Source organism: Microcoleus harperi Pol14_C6, from assembly GCF_036701295.1.
Taxonomy (GTDB): Bacteria; Cyanobacteriota; Cyanobacteriia; order Cyanobacteriales; family Microcoleaceae; genus Microcoleus.
The window spans coordinates 22,542-46,780 of sequence record NZ_JAUBQN010000025.1 but is presented as its reverse complement, the minus strand read 5'-3'; the positions used below and the strand labels follow the sequence as shown (position 1 = coordinate 46,780).

25 protein-coding genes are annotated in these 24,239 nt (G+C 45.7%); 8 read left to right on the top strand and 17 right to left on the bottom strand.

Annotated elements, in window-relative coordinates:
* Positions 1-80: 80 nt before the first annotated feature.
* Positions 81-170 carry a cytochrome b6-f complex subunit PetN gene (petN, locus tag QUA27_RS17435; RefSeq protein ID WP_071883976.1) on the bottom strand — a complete coding sequence of 30 codons (90 nt, stop codon included), beginning with the start codon at positions 168-170 and terminating at the stop codon, positions 81-83.
* Positions 171-252: 82 nt separating this feature from the next.
* Here petN and QUA27_RS17430 point away from each other — a divergent pair, with 82 nt between their 5' ends.
* On the top strand, positions 253-732 hold the full coding sequence (locus QUA27_RS17430) for a hypothetical protein (protein ID WP_333069336.1): 480 nt from the start codon (positions 253-255) through the stop codon (positions 730-732).
* Between the two features lie 140 nt (positions 733-872).
* Here the strand turns inward: QUA27_RS17430 and QUA27_RS17425 are convergent, their stop codons facing one another.
* The 6 genes from QUA27_RS17425 to QUA27_RS17400 form a co-directional block, all read right to left on the bottom strand.
* A complete protein-coding gene (locus QUA27_RS17425; RefSeq protein ID WP_333069335.1) occupies positions 873-1,547 on the bottom strand; it encodes an SDR family oxidoreductase in 675 nt (224 codons plus the stop codon).
* Between the two features lie 168 nt (positions 1,548-1,715).
* The gene (locus QUA27_RS17420) at positions 1,716-2,327 is read right to left on the bottom strand and encodes a class I SAM-dependent methyltransferase (RefSeq protein WP_333069333.1); all 612 of its coding nucleotides are present in this window, start codon (positions 2,325-2,327) and stop codon (positions 1,716-1,718) included.
* Between the two features lie 235 nt (positions 2,328-2,562).
* Positions 2,563-3,606, bottom strand: a complete 1,044-nt coding sequence (gene bioB, locus QUA27_RS17415) for a biotin synthase BioB (RefSeq protein WP_333069332.1) — start codon at positions 3,604-3,606, stop codon at positions 2,563-2,565.
* A gap of 17 nt (positions 3,607-3,623) precedes the next feature.
* Positions 3,624-4,928 (bottom strand): adenosylmethionine--8-amino-7-oxononanoate transaminase, encoded by a 1,305-nt coding sequence (gene bioA, locus QUA27_RS17410; RefSeq protein WP_333069330.1) that lies wholly within the window; start codon positions 4,926-4,928, stop codon positions 3,624-3,626.
* 214 nt (positions 4,929-5,142) lie between these two features.
* Positions 5,143-6,555, bottom strand: coding sequence for an adenylate/guanylate cyclase domain-containing protein (locus tag QUA27_RS17405; RefSeq protein ID WP_333069328.1), 1,413 nt, complete (start codon positions 6,553-6,555; stop codon positions 5,143-5,145).
* Between the two features lie 251 nt (positions 6,556-6,806).
* Positions 6,807-8,276 carry an adenylate/guanylate cyclase domain-containing protein gene (locus QUA27_RS17400; RefSeq protein WP_333069326.1) on the bottom strand — a complete coding sequence of 490 codons (1,470 nt, stop codon included), beginning with the start codon at positions 8,274-8,276 and terminating at the stop codon, positions 6,807-6,809.
* Positions 8,277-8,579: 303 nt separating this feature from the next.
* Here QUA27_RS17400 and QUA27_RS17395 point away from each other — a divergent pair, with 303 nt between their 5' ends.
* On the top strand, positions 8,580-9,329 hold the full coding sequence (locus QUA27_RS17395; RefSeq protein ID WP_333069324.1) for a class I SAM-dependent methyltransferase: 750 nt from the start codon (positions 8,580-8,582) through the stop codon (positions 9,327-9,329).
* 145 nt (positions 9,330-9,474) lie between these two features.
* Positions 9,475-10,833, top strand: coding sequence for an FAD-binding oxidoreductase (locus QUA27_RS17390; protein WP_333069321.1), 1,359 nt, complete (start codon positions 9,475-9,477; stop codon positions 10,831-10,833).
* Between the two features lie 117 nt (positions 10,834-10,950).
* Here the strand turns inward: QUA27_RS17390 and QUA27_RS17385 are convergent, their stop codons facing one another.
* The 4 genes from QUA27_RS17385 to QUA27_RS17370 form a co-directional block, all read right to left on the bottom strand.
* Positions 10,951-11,331, bottom strand: coding sequence for a hypothetical protein (locus tag QUA27_RS17385; RefSeq protein WP_333069320.1), 381 nt, complete (start codon positions 11,329-11,331; stop codon positions 10,951-10,953).
* A gap of 374 nt (positions 11,332-11,705) precedes the next feature.
* Positions 11,706-12,596 (bottom strand): ABC transporter permease, encoded by an 891-nt coding sequence (locus tag QUA27_RS17380; RefSeq protein WP_333069318.1) that lies wholly within the window; start codon positions 12,594-12,596, stop codon positions 11,706-11,708.
* Between the two features lie 87 nt (positions 12,597-12,683).
* Complete coding sequence (locus QUA27_RS17375; RefSeq protein WP_333069316.1) at positions 12,684-12,899, bottom strand: hypothetical protein; 216 nt, start codon at positions 12,897-12,899, stop codon at positions 12,684-12,686.
* A gap of 579 nt (positions 12,900-13,478) precedes the next feature.
* Positions 13,479-14,765 carry a Glu/Leu/Phe/Val family dehydrogenase gene (locus QUA27_RS17370; protein WP_333069314.1) on the bottom strand — a complete coding sequence of 429 codons (1,287 nt, stop codon included), beginning with the start codon at positions 14,763-14,765 and terminating at the stop codon, positions 13,479-13,481.
* Between the two features lie 323 nt (positions 14,766-15,088).
* Between QUA27_RS17370 and QUA27_RS17365 the strand changes: the two genes are divergently transcribed.
* Positions 15,089-15,700, top strand: a complete 612-nt coding sequence (locus QUA27_RS17365) for a DUF4126 domain-containing protein (protein ID WP_333069312.1) — start codon at positions 15,089-15,091, stop codon at positions 15,698-15,700.
* Between the two features lie 201 nt (positions 15,701-15,901).
* On the opposite strand, the gene hemH is transcribed toward QUA27_RS17365, so the two are convergent.
* Complete coding sequence (gene hemH / locus QUA27_RS17360; RefSeq protein ID WP_333069311.1) at positions 15,902-17,065, bottom strand: ferrochelatase; 1,164 nt, start codon at positions 17,063-17,065, stop codon at positions 15,902-15,904.
* A gap of 359 nt (positions 17,066-17,424) precedes the next feature.
* Here hemH and QUA27_RS17355 point away from each other — a divergent pair, with 359 nt between their 5' ends.
* Positions 17,425-17,553, top strand: a complete 129-nt coding sequence (locus tag QUA27_RS17355; RefSeq protein WP_333069310.1) for a hypothetical protein — start codon at positions 17,425-17,427, stop codon at positions 17,551-17,553.
* 39 nt (positions 17,554-17,592) lie between these two features.
* The gene (locus QUA27_RS17350) at positions 17,593-17,823 is read left to right on the top strand and encodes a hypothetical protein (protein WP_333069308.1); all 231 of its coding nucleotides are present in this window, start codon (positions 17,593-17,595) and stop codon (positions 17,821-17,823) included.
* 331 nt (positions 17,824-18,154) lie between these two features.
* Here the strand turns inward: QUA27_RS17350 and QUA27_RS17345 are convergent, their stop codons facing one another.
* The 3 genes from QUA27_RS17345 to QUA27_RS17335 form a co-directional block, all read right to left on the bottom strand.
* The gene (locus QUA27_RS17345) at positions 18,155-19,279 is read right to left on the bottom strand and encodes a hypothetical protein (protein WP_333069307.1); all 1,125 of its coding nucleotides are present in this window, start codon (positions 19,277-19,279) and stop codon (positions 18,155-18,157) included.
* 236 nt (positions 19,280-19,515) lie between these two features.
* A complete protein-coding gene (locus tag QUA27_RS17340; RefSeq protein ID WP_333069306.1) occupies positions 19,516-20,214 on the bottom strand; it encodes a GDYXXLXY domain-containing protein in 699 nt (232 codons plus the stop codon).
* Between the two features lie 98 nt (positions 20,215-20,312).
* Positions 20,313-21,713: a DUF2157 domain-containing protein gene (locus QUA27_RS17335; protein WP_333069305.1), complete on the bottom strand. Its 1,401-nt coding sequence runs from the start codon at positions 21,711-21,713 to the stop codon at positions 20,313-20,315.
* Between the two features lie 191 nt (positions 21,714-21,904).
* Between QUA27_RS17335 and QUA27_RS17330 the strand changes: the two genes are divergently transcribed.
* Positions 21,905-22,519, top strand: coding sequence for a Uma2 family endonuclease (locus QUA27_RS17330; protein ID WP_333069304.1), 615 nt, complete (start codon positions 21,905-21,907; stop codon positions 22,517-22,519).
* 287 nt (positions 22,520-22,806) lie between these two features.
* Entirely contained in the window at positions 22,807-23,067 is a 261-nt protein-coding gene (locus tag QUA27_RS17325) for a hypothetical protein (RefSeq protein ID WP_333069303.1), read from the top strand.
* A gap of 248 nt (positions 23,068-23,315) precedes the next feature.
* Here QUA27_RS17325 and QUA27_RS17320 read toward each other — a convergent pair whose 3' ends face one another.
* Together QUA27_RS17320 and QUA27_RS17315 are read right to left on the bottom strand one after the other, a co-directional pair.
* A complete protein-coding gene (locus QUA27_RS17320; RefSeq protein ID WP_333069302.1) occupies positions 23,316-23,456 on the bottom strand; it encodes a hypothetical protein in 141 nt (46 codons plus the stop codon).
* A gap of 68 nt (positions 23,457-23,524) precedes the next feature.
* Positions 23,525-24,235, bottom strand: a complete 711-nt coding sequence (locus tag QUA27_RS17315) for a DUF547 domain-containing protein (RefSeq protein WP_333069301.1) — start codon at positions 24,233-24,235, stop codon at positions 23,525-23,527.
* Between the last annotated feature and the right edge of the window lie 4 nt (positions 24,236-24,239).

Below are 24,239 nucleotides of genomic sequence, written 5' to 3'. Positions count from 1 at the left end.
TGTTATTTTGAGTGTGTTAAATAGGATTTAAAAAAAATGCGGGGCAGTGAAAAAGCTTGCCCCGCAAGCTATTCTGGAATCTAGAAACCGTTGCGTCCCCAAATGACCATTGAAATTGAGAAAGAGAACAGAACTAGCACCGAAACCCAACCGAGTGACAAAATATCCATAGCTATTTATTGAACAAACTGTACAAAGTGACTCCAAACCTTATGATAAGTCAATTTGAGCCATTTTTGAAATGAGGGCGCTGTGAAGGACTCGTCAAATTTTAGTGCGGCTGAACGGGTAGAATCTTTGAAGGCAGGGAGTGTTGCTGCTTTGTCTTGTTTGCTTGGTTTTGGGGCGATCGCCCTTGGTCATAGCTTAATTCTAGCGGATAGGTTGGATTCTCTGGCGAGTTGGCAGGTAAGGGAAATTGACCTAAATTTTGCCTTCAGAGGGGCGCTGGCACTTTTGGGGGGTTTTTTGTTCGGCGTGACTTACCGCTATGCGATTCGCCGAGATGTTAACCCGCAGCTTAAATCTGGTGCGGTGTTGGCTTTTGGGTTGGTGCGGGCTTTTGGACAGTTGGATGCTGGATTGTTTTTTGAACCCGGGAAGATGCCCGCCCTCCACGAGTTATTGCCGTTTGCGGTTCGCGGTGTCGAGAGTGTGGTATTGTTTGCGATCGCGGGTTTGGTTTTGGATTGGGCGATCGGGCGATCGTGGATTAAGCCCTTTGATTCTTGAGTGCAAAATCTTGCAGCATTTTTAGGAACAGGCAAGATGCCTGTTCCACAAAAGTTCAATTTTATTGTGGGGTGGGCTTCTAGCCCGCCCAAAAAATACAATTTAGATGCGAAACAGCTTATTTTGCGCTCAACCCGCCCCTAAAGATTTAATACCTCAAATTCTGGATTGCCGTAAAGCATTTGCCTGTCTACCGCCGACACAACTTTATTGTTAGCAGCATCAGAAACTAAACACTGACAAACTAGCTGCGCTACATCTGCCCGGTGAATCGTTCCAGCAACTCGACAATCTTCTGTTAAAATACCGTTGCCTGTTGCAGGTTCCGATTTGAGTCCGCCGGGACGAATCACTGTATAAATCATCCCGCTTTCTATCAAATGATTTTCGGCTTTTTCCTTTTCAATTAAAACCGGCCGCAAAGTTTCTAAAGCTTGGGGCGGCAAAGCGCCGGCACTATTACCGCTACCGATGGATGAAACTAAAATAAATTTTTGGACGCCTGCTTTGACAGCGCCATCAATCAAGTTTTTGTTGCCCAAATAATCGGCTCTTTCCCCATCTTTTGGCAAGCCGCCAATTGTGCTGATTACGGCATGAATTGGCTCACCGCCAGCCATCGCAGCTTCCACAGCGGCAGCATCCAAAGCATCGCCAGTCACGACTTTGATGCCCCTTTCTTCTAATTCGGTGCTTGTTGCGGGCGATCGCAAAAGTGCTGTTACTTGCATCTTTTGTGCTGCCAGACAGTTCGCGATTTCTAAGCCGACTCCTCGACTAGCACCCGCTAAAAAAATGTGGAATTTCTCTGTCATATAAATTGGGATTTAATTGGTGCCGAAAGTGGTTTATTTGACTGTGGATTATTATACAACCATCCTCGGTCAATTGGTGAATGAGTTTTTTTATTTAACCGCAGAGGGCGCAGAGGAAGAGAGAGGGAAGATTCGCAATTACCGATTATTCCCCATGTCCAATTTACGTTAGATTTTTTTGCCCACCATTACTACCCAAGATTGAGCTTCGCGCGGTAAGCCGGGGGGGCGATAGTAGTGATTGACAATTGCAAATCCCGCTTGTTCTAAACAAGGCACTAAAGTATGATATTCCCATCCGGCAGTATAGCGTTTTCCCGTCGGCCGCTCGTCGTATCCTTCCCAATTTCCCCGGCACATTGACATGACAATTGCACCGTTAACAACTAAGGCTTTGTGCAAATCTTGCAGCACTTTTACCATCTCATCGCTGGGAACGTGAATCAGGGAAGCATTGGCAAAAATACCGTCAAATTCTGCCTTTGGCAAGTCGAGATTCAGAAAAGATTGCTGCCAAACTTCGCATCCCGATAACTTCTTAGCTATTTCTACAAAAGCTGGAGTTGCATCTAAGCCTACAACTGTGTGTCCTTGGCTCTTGAACGCTACTAAATCTCGTCCCGGCCCGCATCCTATATCGAGAATTTTACCGGGATTGCGGGGCATGGCAGCGGTCAATGCGGATCGATTTTGGGATACGTCGTGATGCCAAGTTCCTTCTCGGAAAGATTCGGCAGTTAGCTGGTATTCTGCGATCGTAATTTCTTCGCGTTTGTCCACAAATTCCCCCTTTTGTATGATTTTAGATTTTAGATTTTAGATTTTATATTGAAGAATGTCAACCGTAGAATAAGGGTTTCTGGCTACAATCTAATAACTTAAGGCTGACGCATTTGCTACATCAGAAACCCGGTTTCTATCCGCCCATGCGTAAGCCTGAAGTAGAAATATTGGGTAGGGACACGGCACTGCCGTGTCCTACTCTATTTCATCCGATTGATAACTGGTATAAGAGTTAAACAACCAGGGTTTTTTGTGCGGATTTTGTAACTGCTGAATCAACTTCTAAGAGAGAACCTTCGGGGGATTCGATCGCAAATCCTGCATCTCGAATCATGTCCCAGTCTTGATGGGCAGCTTGTCCGGGAGTTGTCAGATAATCGCCAACAAAGATAGAATTAGCGGGGTAGAGTCCCAGAGGTTGCAGCGATCGCAAATGCACCTCCCGTCCCCCAGCAATCCGAATTTCTTGGCTGGGAAGCAAAAATCGGAACAAACAGAGAATTCGCAAACATTGGCGGGGATTTAAGCGATTCACATCTGCAAATGGCGTTCCGGGAATCGGAATGAAAAAGTTGACCGGCACGCTAGTAACGCCCAAATTGCGAAGCGAAAGCGCTAAATCGATCGCATCATCATCCGATTCGCCCATCCCCAAAATTCCGCCGGAACAAGTTGTGATCCCCGCTGCTTTTACGTGTTCGACGGTTTCAACCCGATCGCCAAAAGTGTGAGTCGTGCAAATGTCCGTGTGGTACGATTCGGAAGTATTGAGATTGTGATTTACGCGATCGACTCCAGCTTTAGCCAAACGCTGAGTTTGTTCCTCGCTCAACAATCCCAAACAAGCACAAATTTTCAGGTTATAATTTGCCTTCACAGTCTCGACAGCATCCAAAACGCGATCGAAAGTAGATGCGTTAGGCTGGCGGCCCGAAATCACCAAACAAAACGTACCAGCTTTTAAATCTGCTGCGCGTTGGGCGGCATCCAGAATTTTCTCCTTAGCTAAAAGCGGATATTTCTCAATTTCCGCAGTCGAAATTTTTGACTGAGAACAATAATGGCAATCTTCAGGACAAAGGCCGCTTTGAGCGTTTAACAAATAGTGCAGCCTGACTCGGTTTCCCCAGTAGTGGCGGCGCACCCGATAAGCTGCGTTTAGTTGTTCCAGCAAAACCTCATCCGGTGCGCGCAATACGGCTAAAGATTGCTCACGAGAGAGACATTTCCCCGCCAGCGCGCCGTCAGCCAAATCGTTCCAATTGGGTAAATTCATTACTAAAATTAAAGGGTTTACAGAGTATCCAAAACCTGACGAATCACCCGATAAATCGATTCGAGTTCATCAGGAGAAATGCAGTAGGGAGGCATCAAGTAAAGCGTATTTCCCAAGGGGCGGAGCAAAAACCCCGCTTCGAGAAATCTGGCTTTCAATACAGGAGCGATGTCATTAAAATAACAGGAAACGCTTTCGGTTTTCACATCTATTGCTGCGATGGTGCCGCAAGTCCGAATCCGTTCGAGTTTAGGATGATTTCTCAGCCATTGATTCAGGTATTGGCGGTGCAATTTTTCCATCCCTTGATACACATTTGGGTTTTGCTCCAAAAGCTCCAAGGATGCTACACTCACCGCACAAGCTAAGGGATTTCCGGTGTAAGAATGGCTGTGAAAAAAAGCTTTGTCCGGTTCATCTCGCCAGAAGGCTTGATAAATATCCTCCGATGCCATTGTGACAGCGATTGGCAAACAGCCGCCAGACAATCCTTTAGACAAACACAGGATATCCGGTGAAGTTGCAGATTTAACAGAGGCAAACAGTTCGCCCGTGCGGCCAAAACCCGTCATTACTTCATCGTAAATCAACAATACATTAAACTGGCGGGCAAGTTGTGCGAGATCCTGCAAAAACTCAGGGCGACACATTCGCATTCCCCCGGCACCTTGCACCAAAGGTTCGATAAAAATTCCCGCATAGCCGCCCTGCTTTAACAAAAACTCCAATTTCTCCAAACTCGCCGCCTCCTTGCTTTCCACCTCCTCATCGCCATCAAAAGTCGCCGGAAAAGGAACAACATCCCCAGCAAACATTAAAGGTGCAAAAGATTCCCACCACAGCGAACTTCTGCCAGCAGACATCGCGCCCACAGTATCGCCGTGATAACCTCCCTCAAAACTAATAAAGCTAGTGCGGTTAGTTTCTCCGAGATTGCGCCAATATTGAAAAGCCATTTTCAGAGCAACTTCAACAGCAGTCGATCCGTTATCAGAAAAGAAAATCCGCGTTAAAGAAGCAGGCGTATGAGTTAGCAATTTACTCGCAAGTTTCTCGGCAGGTTCGTGAGTAAACCCCGCAAAAATGACGTGTTCTAACTTTTGAGCTTGTTCGTAAAGAGCCTCCGCCAGAATCGGATGGCTGTGTCCGTGAACAGTCACCCACCAACTAGAAATGCAGTCGAGAATTTGCCGCCCGTCTGCTAATTCCAGCACCGATCCTTTGCCGCGAATTACCTTCAGCGGCGGGGCAGCCGTTTTCATTTGCGTGAAGGGCTGCCAAATCGGTGAAATTGCAGAATTATTTTCCTGATTCGCAATCATGTTTACCCATACAACTAATATCAAACCGCCTTTTAATATAGCAATTTTAACTCACTTATGAACTTTTTATTTTTGGTTCTTTCTTCTTCTCTTCCTTCGTGTCCTTAGCGTCTTCGCGGTTCGTTCAAAAAAAATCTAGTTTGGTGTTGAGGGCGGCTGCCCTGCAACGTCTGCCGCCATATCGCGTATTCCCGGCGGCGGTTAAAATTGTCAGTTACAATTTTCGACCTTTCAGCAAATAAGTCGTCATTGCTCCCTTGCCTTTAACATTAATTTTACCGCGCTTTTCCAACAAATACTTATCGCACAGCAACTCATAAGTTGAGCTGCTAACTTGAATTTTACCCGGAAGTCCCTGAGATTCCATGCGGCTTGCTGTATTCACAGCATCTCCCCACAAATCGTAAATAAACTTTTTAGTGCCGATGACACCTGCTACAACAGGCCCAGTATTAATGCCAATGCGGATATTGAGAGATTGACCGCATTCGTCGCGGAATTTCATAATTTCTTGCTGCATTTCCAGGGCCATTTCGGCAATAGATTCGGCGTGATTTGTACAGGGAAGCGGCAAACCGCCTGCTACCATATAATTGTCGCCTATTGTCTTAATTTTTTCTAAGCCGTATTGCTCGCTCAAGCTATCGAAACATGAAAATATTTTGTTCAGCAACTCGACTAATTCTGCAGGAGACGTGCGCGAAGATATTTCGGTAAAGCCCACAATATCAGCAAACAAAACCGTAACCTCGGCAAATCCGTCCGCAATATTTATCTGACCTTGTTTTAGGCGCTCGGCAATCATTGCCGGTAAAATATTTAGTAATAAACGTTCCGACTTTTCTTGTTCGGCGCGCAATACTTCCTCAGCTTGTTTCCGCTGTGCGATTTCTTTGTATACTCGGTGAAACATTTGATTGAATGCGACCATGAGTTCTCCCAACTCGTCATCGCGCTTGACAGACAGAGAGTAAAAATCAGGTTTTTCTCGATCTTTGCTTAAAGCGTCTCCAGCAGCGATCAAGTCATCGCGCAATCTCAAGATAGGTGCAATTACTGTCACCCCTAAAAAGAACATAGTCACAGAAGTGACAAAGGCTGATATAATGATGACTAGAACAGCAATCCGTCCGATAAATGCGTAGAGTTCCGGCTGAACGGTGGAAGCATCGTGGCGAACAATTAAGATGTAATCGCCTCCAAAATGTCGTTCCGTCCAAGCAATATCGTAGCGCTTGCCATCGAAATTGTGACTGTGAACTATACGAGCTCTTTTTAGTTGCTTTAAACTGATTTCTGGGGGTTCACCAAGTGTATATATTAGCTGACCGTTAGCTTGGTAAATAGATAGTCCTAACACTACTTGAGAATCCTTAATAATATTTTTTACTTCTTCTTGCAAGAAAGTGCGATCGGAAATATCTTGTTGAAGCAAAAACTCTAGGGAATCAATAGTCGCGCGAGATACCTGTTCCAATTGACTTAAAAGTTCATTTTCTCGCCGAAAATAAGAGGGAACTAAAATAATTCCCTCTATGACAAGAATGCTAGCAAATACCCACAAAGCTATTTGCCTAGACAAGCGAGATTGGAAAAATTTTAAGAATGATAAAATCCGCGATTCCATAAAATTTACTATTTTGCAAATGGCTAATGTAGGACATAGGAAAATAAACCCGGTTTCTGGTAATCAAATTTGGGTTTGTCAACGAAGCAACCGCGCAGAAACCGGGTTCTCACATCCCCTGTGTAATTCCTGTAATTTTCAGCAGTCAACAGCCAGTAGCTATTAACTGTTAGTTCTTGGCTGACGACTAACAACGAATGACTGATGACTTCGGACTAAGTAGCATACCCCTTAATAATATAATAAACAAATTAAACCGAAACTGCGCTGACTAGCCTGCCTGCAAGCAGATAAGTATTCATATCGCCCTTACCTTTGATGTGGATAATTCCTCTGTCTTCAAACAGATACTTATTTTGCAAGATATCGTAAGTTGATTGTGTGACTTGAATCGCGCCTGCAATCCCGTGGGATTCCATGCGGGCTGCTGTATTGACGGCATCGCCCCAGAGGTCGTAAATAAATTTTTTAGTGCCAATGACCCCCGCAATTGCAGGCCCGGTATTGATGCCGATGCGAATGTTAATTCCTGTATGATGTTTGGCATTAAATTTGGCTAATTCCTCCTGCATATCTAAAGCCATTTCCGCAATGCTTTCCGCGTGGTTGCTGCTGGGATTCGGCAAACCTCCCACTACCATGTAAGCATCTCCAATTGTTTTGATTTTTTCCAAGCCGTACTTTTCCGTTAAACCATCGAAGGCTGAAAAAATTTCGTTGAGAAACTTGAGCAATTCTTCGGGAGATATTTGTGATGAAAGCACCGTAAAGCCCACGATATCTGCAAACAAAATCGTGACTTCTGCGAAGCCGTCAGCAATACTGCTTTGACCGTCTTTTAGCTTGGCAGCAATGGATTCGGGTAAAATATTGAGCAGCAGGCGATCGCTCTTTTCCTGTTCTTTCAGCAATTCTACATTAGTTTCTTGCAATTGTGCCGTGCGTTCCCTGACGCGCTGTTCTAATTGTTTAGCATTTTGGCGCAACCTGCTGATCGATAAAGTCAATCCTGTGATGCCTAAAATTGAAAGTCCTGCTAACAGTAAAAACAGGTTTTTAAGTTCGCTGCGAGTATTTTGCGTGATGGTATCGAGAGGTTGAATAATTTCTAATATCCCCCGCACGTCTCCCACTTTCCAATCAGTTTTGGGACTGTCGCGGTTAGTATTGTGACAGTTAACGCAGCTAGGAGTTAGAATATCTGCCTCGGCATACCGAAATGCTGGCTTCCCGCGAAAATTCTCACTTCGGAAAAATTTTTCTTCCGGGTTTTGCGTCAAATAGGTAATAGCTTGCCGTTCAAAATCGTCTTTGCTTCCGCCTTCTTTTCGCCGCCAGGGAAAGGGGTAGTCGCTGTAGAGACGAAGTAACACTTCGGGATTTTTGGTGGTGATATGGTTACCCAGTTCTATTAAGAAGGTGGCCGGTACGGGAACTGTTACTTTTGTCGGGTTGTAGTCGTGGGTAAAGTTAATCGCTTTAGCGGTGTTGAGAGGATTGACAACATCGGAACTGTAAAGGGTGCGGGCTTCTTTAACAGCTTGGGCATAGAGGGTGGCATTTTGGAGGGCTTGGGATTCAATTAGGGTTGAGGAAAGACGAGATATATTTGCCATCGCTACTCCTACACCTACACAAAATAAAATTGTCACCGCAAGCAGAATTCGCTTGTAAATTAATTGGCTGATGGCAGCCAGAATTCGAGAAATCAACTGGCGCATGGTATCCTCAAGCGTGAGGTTTAATCTTGATTGGAATTTATGCACTACTAACATAACACTGCTTGTTCAGAGTGTTTTGCTGGCATCATGGGTAAAGCCAGACTGGAGAGTGCAAGGAATGGTTAATTATTGTTTACCGCGAGTGTTTCGCTTATCCGTAAGAATACGCATAAATGGATAGTGGTTTTCTGTTGGATGAAGTATAGATGATCGAGTAAGGACACGGCAGTACCGTGTCCCTAGTTGACGCATTTTTTGTTCTATTTCGGTTAGGATAGCAATTGTAGTCTATGGTTGGCGATCGTGAATTCTGACTCTACTGCCTCACCTACTAACAAGGAAATTTTTCCGGGAGAAGTTTTCGTCAATACTGCTGATTTTGATACGGGCATTCGGCGACTTTTACCTAAATATGACGAAATGCTCGATGTATTAGCAGGCTGCATTGCTAACACAAACCACCGCATTTTAGAACTCGGCTGCGGTACCGGGGAACTCACTGTAAAAGTTCTCAAACGCTACCCATTTGCGGAAATAGTTGCTGTCGATTACTCGCCGCGAATGCTTGATTTTGCCCGCGCAAAAATAGAGTCGGCAGGATACGCAGCCCGGTGGACTGGCATAGAAATGGATTTTGGAGAATGGGCGAACAATCCCAATTTCGCAGGCTTTGCCGATAAATTCAATGCTTGCATTTCATCTCTGGCAATTCACCATCTTGAGGATGAGATGAAGTTGAAATTGTTTCAACGGATTCGCGAAAGTTTAAATGCTGGTGGCTGTTTTTGGAATGCGGATCCTCTTTTAGCAGAATCAGCAGCAATGAAAGATATTTATCAAGCGGCGCGAGAAGATTGGGCGCGAAATCAGGGGGAAACCTTAGCACAAATTCGCGCAAATGTGGGGACAAGTGTCTCTTACGGGTATTCTAATCCCGATCGCCTAGCTACACTTTCGGCACATTTGGAAATGCTGGCCTCATCTGGATTTGAGACTGTTGCAGTGCCTTGGAAATACTACGGGATGGCGGTGTTTGGGGGATTTGTTAATTGAAAAAAGCAGTCTGGGAGGCAGAACTTCTATATGTAGGTTGCGCCTGGACGCACCTTACTACTTAAATAAAGATTGCAGTTAGTATTTTATCTTACTAATTTCTGGTTGATAAAATATATAATACTGGCAGCATGGAGTAAACAAAATGACGGCAACTGCGATTCAAAGTATTGACTGGGATGCTTTTTCTTCGGAACTATCGGGAATCGAAATAATTAGCGATCGCGCGCAAGTTGTCAAGCTATCTCAAGACTACTATCACTTCAGTCCAGTTTTGCAACCTCTCTTAAGTGATAAAACAGGAGATTTAGTAGTTCGTCCCGCCAGCGAAGCCGAAGTTTTGCGGATTGCAGCAGCCTGCGTCAACTCCAAAATTCCCCTAACGGTTAGAGGTGCAGGAACGGGCAATTACGGGCAGTGCATTCCCCTTAACGGGGGCGTCATTTTAGATACCACCAAAATGAACAGTATCCGCTGGATAAAACCGGGTTTAGCTTGCGTAGAACCGGGGGTGAAAATGTCGGTTTTTGACAAACAAGCGCGAGAAACTGGTTGGGAATTGCGGATGGTTCCCTCAACCTATCGCACCGCAACGATTGGAGGATTTATCGGCGGCGGTAGCGGGGGAATTGGTTCGATAACTTACGGGCAATTGCGCGATCGGGGAAATCTTCATGCCGTTCGAGTCGTTACAATGGAAGACGAGCCGCGCGTCATCGAATTGCGCGGCGATGAAGTGCAGAAAGTCAATCACGCTTACGGCACAAATGGGATTATTACTGAGTTAGAAATTCCCCTCGCCCCTGCTTACCCTTGGGCGGAAATCATTGTGGCTTTTGACGATTTTATGACATCGGCAAAGTTCGGTCAAGCTTTGGGCGATGCTGACGGAATTATCAAAAAACTAATTTGTGTTTGTGCTTGGCCGATTCCTGCTTATTTTGCTGCTTTCCGCGATGCGATTCCTGAAGGTAAGCACTGCGCTTTGTTAATGGTAGCTGAATCTTGTCTGGAACCGCTACAAGATTTGGTGCGCGAATATGGTGGCACAATTTGCTATCACAAAAACGCGCAAGCAGCGAGCAAAGGTGCAGCAATTGCTGAATTTACTTGGAATCATACAACTCTACACGCGCGCAGCGCTGACCCGTCTCTGACTTATTTGCAGACGCTTTTTCCCCCAGATAAAGGTTTGAAATTGATTGAGGAACTGTATAACTTTTATGGGGATGAGGTGATGATGCACTTGGAGTTTTTGCGAATCAATGGCAGGGCGATCGCCGCGGCTTTGCAAATAGTTCGCTACACTACGGAATCACGGCTCAATGAAATTATTCGCTATCACGAAGAGCAAGGCGCATTCATTGCTAATCCTCACACTTATATATTGGAAGATGGAGGGATGAAAAGTATTAATGTGGAACAGTTGCAGTTTAAAGAGTTGGTCGATCCTTACGGTTTGCTTAATCCGGGTAAAATGCGGGCGTGGTTGGAACGGGATTAAGGGCGATGGTTTTTAGATAAGATTCGGATCTTGAAATCGCTGCTAGAGAAACGAAGTCCGCCTAAGCGCTGGCTTCGCTCACGCGGACTGAGAAATGAGCAAACAGCAGTTGTAAATTTAAGGGACGGGGGCGGTAATTTCTGTTGGTGCCGCCCCTTCTGAAGGTACAGCTTGCTTTTCCAGTAATAGGCGCTGTTTGTTGCGAAATTCTGCGGCCGCATCGTTCAAATTTTTGCGCTGTTCGCTATTAAATTCTTCCATGCTGCGGCCGCCTCCCAAATTGGATCGGTGAATTAAATCAAATATTCCGCTGCCGCTGCTGCGGCCGGAAAAGGGGTCGGTATTGTCTTGAGTTTGAAAGTCTTGCAGCGGTTGGGCATTATTTAAACCGCTGGCTTGAGCGAAGCTTGCTTGAGGCGATAACAGAGCACAGGATGCGATCGCGCTTGCAGCAATCCCCATCATCAATTTGCCCGATTTGGAAGTTTTGGTGTTCATAATTTATTAGTTGAACTTTCAAAAAAACAATTCTATCTAAACAATATTCTGACTTGCGAATAAATATTATATTACTTCGCTGGGTCTAAGGGCACGGCAATACCGATTGGTGTGAAAAATCGCCTGAAAGCCTTGATAAATCTCGTTTTTACCTGAGTCCAGATCCCCCTAAATCCCCCTTAAGAAGGGGGACTTTGATCCATTTCCGGTTCCCCCCTTCTTAAGGGGGGCTAGGGGGGATCTAGGCTTAATAGTCCAACACCATTCTGTGACTGGGTTTGACGTTAAGTTGACACCAATGGGTTCTTGGAGTGTCCCTACAATTGATGGTGCAGGTTAAACGATCGCCCGCAGATTTGCCGCGATCGCCCTAACTAAGCAAACCGGCGTCTCAGCAGCGGTTGAATGCTCAGCAGCGCCACCAAATCAAAGGCTAGCAATACTAAAAGCGCTCCTCCAAAGGTAACATTACCCCAAGGAGCCTGCATCACGACACTGGCTAAGGACCAATCACTGTGCAGGTACAGGTAGCGGATGGGTTCGATCGCGTAACTCAGAGGGTTGAGAGTCACCACCACTTGCAGCCAGTCTGGCATAAATGACAGCGGCGCGAGGGCTGTGCTGGCAAATAACAGCGGCAAGTTAGTAACAAAAATTACCGCTATTAATTCTACGTGGCCCGGAAGAGCGAAGGCTAAACCCAGACTCAAGCCGGTGACACCCAAAACTAATAGCAGGACTATTAGGGCGATCGCCCCCAGTCCGGCAATTCCGGGGAATCCGGCGCCCAAAAACGCTCCCGCTGTAACGATTGTGCCGGTTTGGATAAAGCTGAGGGTGACGATAAAAATAGCCGAAGCGAGGACTATCGAAAATCTGGAAGCCAACGGCGCGACTAACAAGCGGTTGAGAAATCCGAACTCGCGATCGAACATAATCGGCAAACCAGCATTCAGCGCCCCGGCAAATGCAGTAAAAACGATTACACCAGCACCGAGAAATTGTCCGTAATTCTGGCTTTCGCCGAACAAGCCGGAGGGAGCATTTTCAAACAGAGCTCCGAACAAAACCAACCACATCAGCGGCTGAATAATTCCTGCAACTAGCGTCGAGGGGCGGCGCTGCAATTGAATAAACAGGCGCTTGGTTAAGGCGAGTGTTTCTTGGATGAAGTCGCCCAGCAGGGAACTGGAAGTGTCAGCGGATGCCGTGGAGAGTGGCCGCTGCTGGTTGAGGTTGTTGGGGGATGTAACAGTACCGCTCATAATTGCTTGCGCTGATTTTGATTAAATCTAACTATCTTTACAGTAGCAAGTCTGGAGCTATTGGTGGTGTTGGGCGGGCGATCGCCCTTACAATTGTTGGGGGTCAATCCCTTTTTCTCGCATCAATTCTATTAAAGCTTGATAGTGCTGCTGTTCCTGTTGCCGCAGAGTGCGTTCTTCTTCTAGCTGTTGTTGAGCGAGTTGTTTTTCTTCCTGTTTTTGTTGGGCCTGTTGCTGAGCGAGTTGTTTTTCTTGTTGTTGGCGATATCTAAATATGTAAAATTTTGTATCAAAATTCAACATTTCTGTGCTAGATCCTACTTTCCAGTATCACACTTGTCAATACCCACCACCTGAATCCTTACGAACAAACGAAAGTATTGTGCGACCTGCTGAAGCTTTCTGTAGACGATTTGGTAGATTAATAAAGGAAACTAGGCAATAGCAAAAGTAACAGCGAGCGCACCTATTCCATATCTAATCAAAAAGTGCGATCGTCTCTTCTCTTCCCCTCTTAAAAAAAATGCCTGTATTGTGCAGGGGCGATTGATTTAGAAAAGTGCAAGATCCAAACTTAAGCATGATCTCGCAATATGGTGTTTGTTCGGGGTAATCCTCCGGTGGTTGCCCCTACATGATAACTGCGGGTTTTGTACAATTAGGTAGTTCGTAAAAATTAACACATTTCTCTCTATTTAAAATCTCTATTTTAAAATATCTTTCCGATTCTGCAATAGCAAAGTTGCGGTCAAATAAACTGCTGCGTGCAGACCTCAAATTTCCCTATTCCGAGCTAAGTTTTGCCAAGTCGGTTCGTAGACTGCACTCTTCTCGAATAACTGCGGTAAGATTGTGCGATCGCACAATCTTACCGCACTTCCCTCAACCGTTCACATAATAATCCCGCGTTCCCTTCGCATTCATCGCTTCCCCGAGTCGATTTAACCCGTACACGTAAGCAGCAGTTCTCATGGAAACTGACAATTCCTGAGATTGTTTCCAAATTGCTTCAGTTTCTTCGACCATTTTATGCTTCAACCGCTGGTTGACTTCCTCCAGCGTCCAATAAAGTCCGCTGCGATTTTGCACCCACTCGAAATAACTAACCGTTACGCCTCCGGCATTAACTAAAATATCAGGAATTACGTGAATTCCCCTCGTTTCTAAAATCAAATCTGCAGCAGAATCAATCGGACCGTTAGCTACTTCAAAAATAAACTTAGCCTTAACATCCTTAACATTCGCTTCCGTTATTTGATTCTCCAAAGCTGCTGGAATTAGCACGTCTACATCTAAGGCTAGAAGTTGCTCATTTGTCAAGATTTCGTGTTCGATAATATTGCAAACTGAACCTTCACAGTAAAGAGCTTTGATACCTTTGTTAGAGTCTTTAAAACTTCTAATACTGGGTATATCTAGCCCTTGTTTAGCATAAATTCCCCCTTGAGAATCGCTGACAGCAACAACTTTGTAACCTGCTTTCCACAGGAGTTCAGCTATTTCGGCACCTGCATTACCAAAACCTTGTACTGCTACAGTGGTATCTTGAGGATTGAGTTCAAATTTGGGTAAAATAGTTTCTACTACAAAAAAAGCACCCATTGCTGTTGCCGTATCTCTGCCCAGACTTCCACCAATTGTCACTGGTTTTCCAGTCACCACCGCGGGAGAAAGCTGCCGCTTAATAATATTGTATTGATCCATCATCCAACCCATAATCATGGGATTGGTGTAGACATCCGGCGCGGGAATATCGACATCGGGGCCGATGAAATCTGCGATCGCATCGACATAGCCCCGGCTCAACCTTTCCAATTCCAGTTTAGACAATTCCTTGGGATTGAGAGTAATTCCGCCCTTGGCTCCTCCAAAAGGCAAGTTCAAAACTGCACATTTAAAAGTCATCCAAAATGCTAAGGATTGCACTTCATCAAGGGATACTCCCGGATGATAGCGCACTCCTCCTTTAGACGGGCCTCTGGTATTGTCGTAGCGCACCCGATAACCTTGAAAAATTCGCAGGGAACCGTCGTCCATCCGCACGGGAATAGATACAATTAAACTGGATTTGGGATATTTCAGCCGTTCGATCGTATCCTCGGAAAGGGACACATATTTTAAGGCTCGTTCTAATCGGCGACTGGCATCGGCAAATAATGAATCAGACATAAGAAGTTAGTTGACAGTTGACTGTTGTCAGAGAGAATAAGGCTTGGAGTGCTTAAGCTAATTTAATCACAATCCTGGTTGAATGCTACCTCCTTTCTTCTGACAACAGTCAACAGTTAACAGTTAACAGTCAACTACCTTGTGTCGATCGACAATCTCGCAGTGCCAAGCAGCGATTAAGCAGATACACTTACAATAGAAGGTGATATTTAACCTCAAGCCGCAATTTGAGTTCGATTGCTCAAATTACAGCCAGCCATCAGGGGAATTAAATTCTGAAATAGATCGAGGCTTTAGCTGACGTTAGAAACTGAATTATTATTATGGTTGGACTCCTAGCCGCACTCTCAGCGTCTGCGGCAGGGGGTATGAGAATTGCCCTGCCCCTGCTGTTAATTGGTTTGTTGCGGATTGACAAACTTTGGTCGGAAATACCCTTATTGTCGGGGGTTCCCCCCCAGGTGGCGATCGCCATCTTGGTGAGTTGGTCGCTGTTAGAGTTATTTGCTTCTAAAACTTTTGTGGGACAGCGGGTGCTACAAATTGTGCAAATTATTTTCAGCCCCCTTGTAGGAGCAATTATGGGAATTACGATCGCTCAAGTAAGTTCGATCGAGGAAATTATTGCTCACCCTTGGATGCTGTGGATAATTGGTATTGTCGGAGGTTTGTTGGCTTTAGTGCTGCAACTGGTACAAGCAGGATGGTTTTATCGGCTGCGGGGTTTGCCGATTTGGGTGATTTTCCTCCAAGATGTTCTGTGCATTTCCTTGGTTTTGTTTGCCTTTGACGCCCCGCGGCAGGGAGGGTTAGTTGCGATGATGCTGCTGTGGCTGGCAATTCGCAGTTCTAAAGAGTGGTATCGCTGGTACAAAAGTCAGGGAATCCCGGGCGATAGGGGAAATCCCCGCCGCCGCAAGCACGATCCTGATTAATTATTGATTAGTTATTGGCGATTAATCATATCGTTTACGGTTGTTTCGGAATGATTTAACCGCAGAGACCGCAGAGGGCGCTGAATTTGAGAAGAGAGAGATGAATAATTCCGCTCCCAACGGATTTGATATCATTAGTCATTTGTAACAACAGTCAACAGTCAACAGTTAACTGTCAACTGTCAACTGTCAACTGTCAATTTAAAGCAATCCGATCGAATGTAGCGGGCCCTGACCCGTAATTAACTCCAGCAATAGTGCCACAAAACCAATCATCGCCACACGACCGTTCCACACTTCAGCCCCCGTGGTCAAACCCCACTCCCACTGCTCTTGAGGGTACATTTTCACTGTCTTGGAAGGGCGTATAACATCCGAGAATTTAACGCTGGGAGATTCTATCGACTCGATGACTAAATCAGCCAAGGCTTCAATAAACACCGGATGACTATTCAGGGCTGGCACTCGGTAGAAATTCTGAATCCCCGATTCTTCTGCTAATTCCCGATACTCCATGTCAATTTCTTGTAGAGTCTCGATGTGTTCGGAAACGAAACTAATAGGAACTACCAACAAATCTTGCACTCCATTTTCTGCCAGTTCGGTTATGGCGTCTTCGGTATAAGGCTTGAGCCATTCCACCGGGCCAACCCGACTTTGATAAGCTAGAGTGTGTTCGTTCGATCGGTTCAAATGTTCCATAATCAGACGAGTGCAATCTTCAATCTCGCGCTGATAGGGGTCTCCAGCCTCTTCTACGTAGCTGAGGGGGACGCCGTGGGCGCTGAAAAAGATGTGAACTCGATCGGGATCAGGATTGTGGTCTAATTCTTGGGCAATCAATTCCGACATTGCCTGAATGTAGCCTGGCCGCTGATACCAAGAAGGAATCGCGGTATATTCGATATCCTTGAGAGCTGGATCTTTGCCCCACATTTCTTCTAGCTGCCGGAAGCTAGAACCGCTGGTGCTGATGGAAAATTGAGGATACAGCGGCAAAATGGTCAAATGTTCAATGCGATCGCGCTTAATTTTGGCGAGTGCCTCTTCGGTAAAAGGATGCCAGTAACGCATCCCCACGTAAACTCGAGCATCCTGTCCCTTTTCTTGCAAGAGTTCTTGCAGCGAAGCCGCTTGTTCCTCGGTAATCCGCCGCAAAGGAGAGCCGCCCCCGATTTGGCGGTAGTTTTCCTGGGATTTTTGAAAGCGCAGGGTCGAAATCAACCAGGCGAGCGGTTTTTGCATCCACGGAAACGGAATGCGAATGATTTCCGGGTCAGCAAACAAGTTGAACAGGAAAGGACGGACATCCTCGATTTGATCTGGCCCGCCCAAGTTTAATAGCAATACTCCCACACGACCCATAGCGGTTACAGCTCTCCCATCGTCTCAGTTCTGTTACTTATCTTTATCATATAACTTAATAATATCTTAAGTCGATAGCAAGGTATACATAATTTTGACTGCGGCAACATTTTTTAGAGATTTAAGTTATCGGTATCAGTGGCTCTAGGATGCGATCGCGCGTCTGGCTGCGAGTGAGCGTAGGCGGCAATGCTCGTTTGGGTCAACTAGCCTGAGAAAATTTGACCGTCAGCGCCGAAGCTAAAGTTTTAGACCTTTGCTGCGGTAGCAATCAAACGAAGCAATTTCTGGTGCAATATTCCTAGGATGTCACAGGAGTTGACGCTGCGCCAATCTCTCTGCAACCTGCCAGGAAAAATGTGCCATCAGCCAATTATGTAGAAGTTTTTGCCGAGTCGAGGCATTTTGCCGACTGTCAGTTTGACTTGGTAGACAGCAGCGTTGCGATGCACGAAATGCGATGGGCACAGTTGCTACAAATCTTTTAAGAAGTGTAGCGCGCGATCGAGTACGGTGGTCTATTCATTTTGGTAGATTTTCATCGACCCACAAATCCGGTATTTTTGCCAGGGTTGGCTGTATTTTTGTGGTTGTTTGAGACTGAAACTGCATGGAAGTTGAGCGAAACTGACTTGGAAAGTTTGTTGGCACAGGTGGAATGGCGATCGTACAATTTCAAAGAAGCTCAACAACCCAAAATTTATGCTGGCTGCTGCATTCAAGTAATCCAAGTTCAAAAGTCATATCAAATCCGGTAGCATCGTGGGGCGTCAAGTCCAGTCAACAGTCAAAAATTACCGAGGGTGCAACCAGAATCGATCTAATTTATTATCTGCGTTAATCTGTGTTTATCTGCCCTCATCTGCGATTAAAAAAATAGAATGTATTAACCGCAGATAACAATGGATTGACGCTGATTCACGCAGATAAAGAGAATAAATTTGATATAATTAGTCAACAGTCATTAGTATACAGAATCACCTTTTCTTGCCAACACTCTGGAAAAGCATCTGCGTTTATCTGCGGTTTCCCTAGCACTCAAAAAATCAGCAATAAGTCTACTAATGACTCATGACTAATGACTCTTAACTAAACAAACTTTTTCGCTGCTGCCAAAGCAGCCTCAAACTTGAGCAATACATCCTTTTCGGTGTGAATAACTTTCTCTTGTTCCAGCAGGGGGCGGCCAAAGCGAAAAATACCGTCCTGTTCTACGTGGTCTACATAAGGCAACGTTTCTGGATGTGGCAAAAATTTTCTGCCGATGGTGTAGGGCGTGTGGAAAGAAAAACTAAAATCGGGAAACTTGTCGCTCTTGATTTCCAGATAGTAAAGCGAGTAATAATCTTTGGTTTCGGAGTACGCACATTCGCGGCACTTATTTACAAGTTTGCGGTTCTGATAGAAAAAATCCCACTTGTCCCAATAGTAGCCATCTTTCATCATTTCCTGGTGGTCGTCGCACAGTTCGAGATATAATTTGTCAGCATCCGCCGGACGGTAGAAGTAAAGCATGGCGTAAGGCATTTCAATCAGTAACTTGACTGCTTGATTTTTTCGCTGGTACCATTGCTGCTGGTGAGTTTCGTAGATTTCCTTATATTTATTAATTGCTTTAAAGCTGTTGAGCTGGTTTTCTTTGGCCCAGCGCGATGCCCATACTGTCCAGTAAGCTAGCTGGAATGTTGCTGAAATTTCCGCCGAACCTTGTTCTTTCCAGTCGGCAATGATTTTTTCCCAAGCTGAACTAAAAGCTACTCGCGATTGTTCGTTTTCGGCGGGGTTTTCTGTATTGATTGGGGGGGGTATTTGGTGATTATTTTTAATCAGCCCTTTGGGTTCTTGACGCCAATTATTAATATCGGTTGGCGTTAGACTTAAGATCAATCTTCTATCGTGAACGGGATATTCTAAATGGATTCCTGATTTGCGGAAAGAGCGGTATTCTAGAACAGGGAGTTTCTCTTGTTCAATCCACTGCTGGCGTTCTGCTGGCGAACACTTGAGCATTGCTTCTAATTCAGCAGGATCGACGGCTAATTCACTTTTGAATGTCTCCCAAAATCTTTCTTGTTCGGCTGGATTTGCTTCCAGCAGGGATACAATTCGGTTGACGAGGTGATCGGTTTTGTCTTGGCAATTTTCGGGAAGTCCTAAGAAGTCGAGGAGTTTGGTCTTGAGTATTCGTCTGGCTGAGATTAGCTCGGCTAACATGAGAAGCTCCAGTAGAGTCATGACTTGCGCCCTTGAATTGGCAAGATTTGCACAAGTCTTATATATCTTAATAGATTCTCTTGGGTTGTCGGCAATTGAAATGTCTGCGCCAGCGAAGCTATCCCGAACGCGGGTGCGTTTGGTAAAGGGTAGGAAATCGCCCAACTTCCGCCTGTGTCTAAGCAAAAATACTCAAAACAAGGGCAAAAGACTGATCGACCTTTTGCCCTTTTTGGCTAAAATCGATAATTGCGATCGCGCACCCACAAACTCACAGGCACAGCATGGCCTGTTTTGTCAACCTTTACTTCTACCAAAAAAGATTGTCGCTGCTTCCTTTGAGCTTCGCTAATCTCCTGATTGACTTTTTCCCTTTCATCCTCTGGCATATAATAAGTTTCTAAGCCGTATTCCATCTGCCAACCGTTATATTTGCCCTTAATGGCGATTTGATTGGCGGGCAAATTGGTGGGATTTTCTAGACTCACGCGGACGGGTTTCCAAGCTTGGGGCCGGCCGGGATTAGTCCCAGTTTTTGGCGCTTCTAATATTACATAAAAACTGGTTTGTGGCTTGACATTTTGCGTATTTTGTGGACAAGCAACTCCGGGCGGACAAGGTGTTTTTTCGGCAGGTAAATCTTTCCAGCCGGGGAGTTTTTGGAGATTTGTGCGATCGGAGATATTATAGCTCAAAACTTGGTAATATCCGCGCAAAAAGTCGTAAGGGTCTACTGGTGCTGTTTGCAGGACAACTGTTTTGCCAGTAATAAAAGTGTAAACGGCGGTGGCGGGTACGGCGGCAATTAGTCCGATTTGCAAGAGTAAAGGAACCCACAGCCGCCACGCGGGAAGGCGTTTTGCTTCCGGGGGAAGCTGAAACGCATTTGTTGTATCTGGATTTTCAACTAATAAGTCAATGTTGTTTGTGTTCATATTAGGTATGGGCTATATTGTTTACGGTTGTTTCGGAATGATTAAACCGCAGAGAACGCAGAGGGCGCTGAGTTAGAAAAGAGAGAGATGAATAATTTCTATTCATCGGGGATTTTTGCGAAGTGGCGCTCGAACCACAAACCCGCAGCAATTACGCCAATCCCGCACAAAACAAAGACAAAAGATTTGATCAACAATCCTGTGTTATATTCAAACACTCGGCTGATAATTTGCAGGGTGATTAATACTATGCCTCCCCAAAAACTCCGGCGGTTTCCTAATGCTAAACCTTCTCGAATTAAGCCGACAGCGAGCAGAAAATATAAAACATTAAACAGGAAAGTCGCTAATTGCGGAATGGGAGTAAAACTGAGGTGAAAAAGCGGTAAAAAGGCGCTGGCGAGGATGAAAATGCCGATCGCACTTGTAGTCAAATCCACTGCTTTTTGTTTTGGTCGCCGCAGTTCCAAACGTCCCAAACGCAGCCACTCAAACACTGTGAAACCGCCCAAAACAACCACATTTGCCAGCAAAATCCAATCGAGTTCAGTTGGCGCAGGATTCGGCGAATCTTGCCAAAACCCGTAGAAAGAAAGAATATAAAACACACCGGCGAGAAACAGCAGTGCTAAACTGCGGGCGGTAGGTTGAAACAATTTCCTGTGTACCTTCGGCCAGATTTCATCGTCGTACCCCCACAGCAAAGCGGGCGGTAAAGCACAAAAAATTGCTGCACCCCAGGTTGGATTTAACCCTTGGACGATAGAAACTTGTAGGGAAAAAATTATCGCGATCGCACTTATGGCAAAAATAGCACGCGATCGACACCAATAAGCCAGCGGCACAAACATTATACTGGCTGCGATCGGCATTTGCCGCACCAAAACTTCCAGCCAAGAAAACTCGACTTTAGAAGACCAATCTAACACCGCAAGCCAATAGCCTAAACCGACTAAAAGTGCGGACAAAACGCCCAAGGAAGTCAACCGCAAACTGTAAGCCATTCCGAGCACGCCGATTCCCCAAGTGAGGTAAAGTCCGTAGGAAGAACCGCCAATGTGAAACATTTGCGCCATCAAAGCCATATTTGCTCCTAAAATCAGAGCTCCTAACAGCAACAATCCTTCACCTAGGAGTTTGTTTCGCCCTATTGTTAGGGGCAAATTGAGATTGGAGTTTTGGCTTCGGGATGGGGGAAGTCGCCACAGATAGAAACCCGCTGCATTGACTGCTACGAAAAGACTTAGCAGTAGCGCAACTCTCACTTCTCGCGACCAAACTTGCCAGTTTGCGGCTACAAAGGTGATGACTCCTATACCGAGGAGAATGCCGCCGAGACTCATCAGAATGCTGAGGAAACGGTTGCGGGAGGCGGTTTCGAGTGTGTTGAATTGGTAGCGTTCCGAAAGTTGTTGGTAGAATGAAGTGTCGATGAGTCCTTCTGCTTGCCAGAGTTTGGCTTGTTCTCGCAACTCGCGTCGAAATTTATCTGAAATCATTGTTTATATTCCAGAGGATTTGAACTGTGATAGTTTTTAATATGTCACTTGTGGGTTGATTGTCGATGGAGGCTGGGACACCTGCTGAACTTGCACAGCAGATTTGATTGAGATCCTTCGGCGGTTGAAACCGTTTCTATACAAACAAACTCTCAGCAGCAAGGGACGAATAAATTAAGGAATGTAACTTTATGGTACAAGCTCAATCTAAAAAATTAACTTTTGATGAGTACCTTAATTACTCAAATGAGACGGATCAACGCTATGAGTTAATTGATGGCGAGTTAATCGCTTTGCCGCCAGAATCTGAACCTAATAATTTCATTGCTAACTATCTATTTTTCTATCTGGCTAGCAGCGGGCTAGTGCCACTTAGACTGATTAAAACGCATAATTGCGAGGTTCAAGTTGCCGTTTTGCGTTGGCGAAGCCCTCGAAGAGGATCGGGAGATGCAGCCAACCGCTACCCCGATTTGATAATTCTGGAACCTGAACACATTCCGCTGACAGCAACCAGGCTAACTATCACTTTCGATATGTTGCCTCCTCGGTTTGTTGTGGAGGTAGTCAGTCCGGGTAGACTGGGCAGCGATCGGGATTACGCTCGCAAACGAGCTCAGTACGCAGCGCGGGGCATTGCAGAGTATTGGGTTATCGATCCAATTGAACAAGTCGTGACGGTTTTGCGGCTTCAGGATGGGCAATATGTTGAGGTTGGGGTATTTCGGGATGGAGAGGCGATCGTATCTCCGATGTTTCCACAGCTAAGTTTGACGGTTCAACAGATTTTGAGTGGAGAGGTTTAATGGCGGATCAATAGCTAATTGGTTAGCATTCATCTAACCACCTACCGATTAGTGAAAATCTCCACCCTCAACCTGATTGAGGCCATGTTTCAATCCCTGATAGGGATTTAGGTTGATTGCAACTTGTAAGTTTCGCTAACAGTCACACCATTTTTAGATAGTGACGTGAGAATATCATCAACCTTACTTTGCTAAATAAATCTAGGCGGGGAAACTATAATTTTCCTGCCTATGACTCTAAACAGTGTCACTAGGTCAAGATAGTTGACTTTCCCTGCATAACCATAATGAGCAAAATTATCGATGCTTACTTGAAGCGCATGAAGCAAATTCACGAAAACGATCCTCATAGGACAGACCCTCTCTGGGCAACAAAAATCCTGTATGAGGCGCGTGACACAGAGGATAGAGGCTCAATAGATATGGAGAGAGACATTATCTACCATGCCGAGCGGATTGAGCCGGATAGAGCAAAGTGGGATATTTCTGTAGAGGATTATGAGGAAGCCTTGGCAGAGTTACACAAAAGATACCCCAGAATGAATTAGATACAAAACAGAACCAGCTAGACTCCAACTCTGGCGGGTTTTCTGTCGTTTTAGGTTTTTAAAAAAGTATGCTGTTTTAACGTGCAAGTCTGAAGCAAAAAAGTTAGACCACCACCACTCCGACCGCGCTAGACCTTGCCAGCGCTCCAACCGCTAGACCTTGCCGCTAGACCTTGCCAGCCGTGCCAGCCGTTGCAACCGTGCGAGCCGTGCCTGTGATGCGATTTAAACCCCTTCAACCGTGCCACCTATCCAATCACCCCAAAACCCTCTAGACCCCGCCAGATGGTGCATTTCCAACCCTTGCCAGTGCCAGCAGTCCGATCGCCTCTCACCTGGTCACAGTTGATCGCCTCAGAGTCATCCGATCGCCCTGTTGAATCTGGCAATTTGAAGGGGTAACGACAGCCGAAAAAAATTACTCCCTCAAAAAAACACCTACCCCTAGGCGCAAATTTTATCCATCAACCCGATTTAAATTCCAGTCGTAAGGCAAAAAAACGATCGCCCATCCATCGCCCACAGCCGCCTCCGGCCCCAAATAACCGGCCACATACTCAGCCACCGAACCCGCCGCCTTTACAAAATCCTCCCCGTACCACTTAAAAATCTTGCTCAAATAAAGCGTCTTTTTCTCGGCATCATATCGCACCTTATCAGGATTGTGAATAAAACGGCTGGCATCCGCTTCTAGTTGAGTCCGTACCGACTCTGGGAAATAAGCCCCCCGGCGCAGCAGCGGGCACCCGACAGAAGCGCAAACTAATGCAAAATGGATGCGCGGTTCGGCAAATTCCGGCCGCAAAATTGCGTGTTCGATTTGATTGAGACTGTACTTTTTGCCGCCAATAATCGAATTTGAACGAGTGAAAAAATCCAAAAAACTCAGCCAGTTGGGAATTCCCAAAACTTTGGGACGGATGGACGCGATCGGATATACTTCCAGAACTTGAGAAATTGCGATCGCATTGTACGCATTCAGCCACAACGCCAGCCGCGCATCCGCATCAGTACATTCCGCCAAATCCACATCCGCCAAACTTCCCAGCCACCCCCTCAAAACATCCGCCCCCTCAGCTTTCCAACGCCGATAATTGACGCGGCCGAAATCGTCAACGTAGCGTTGCAGCAACTCGTCCCAAATCGTAAAGTCGATCGTACCGATCATTTAT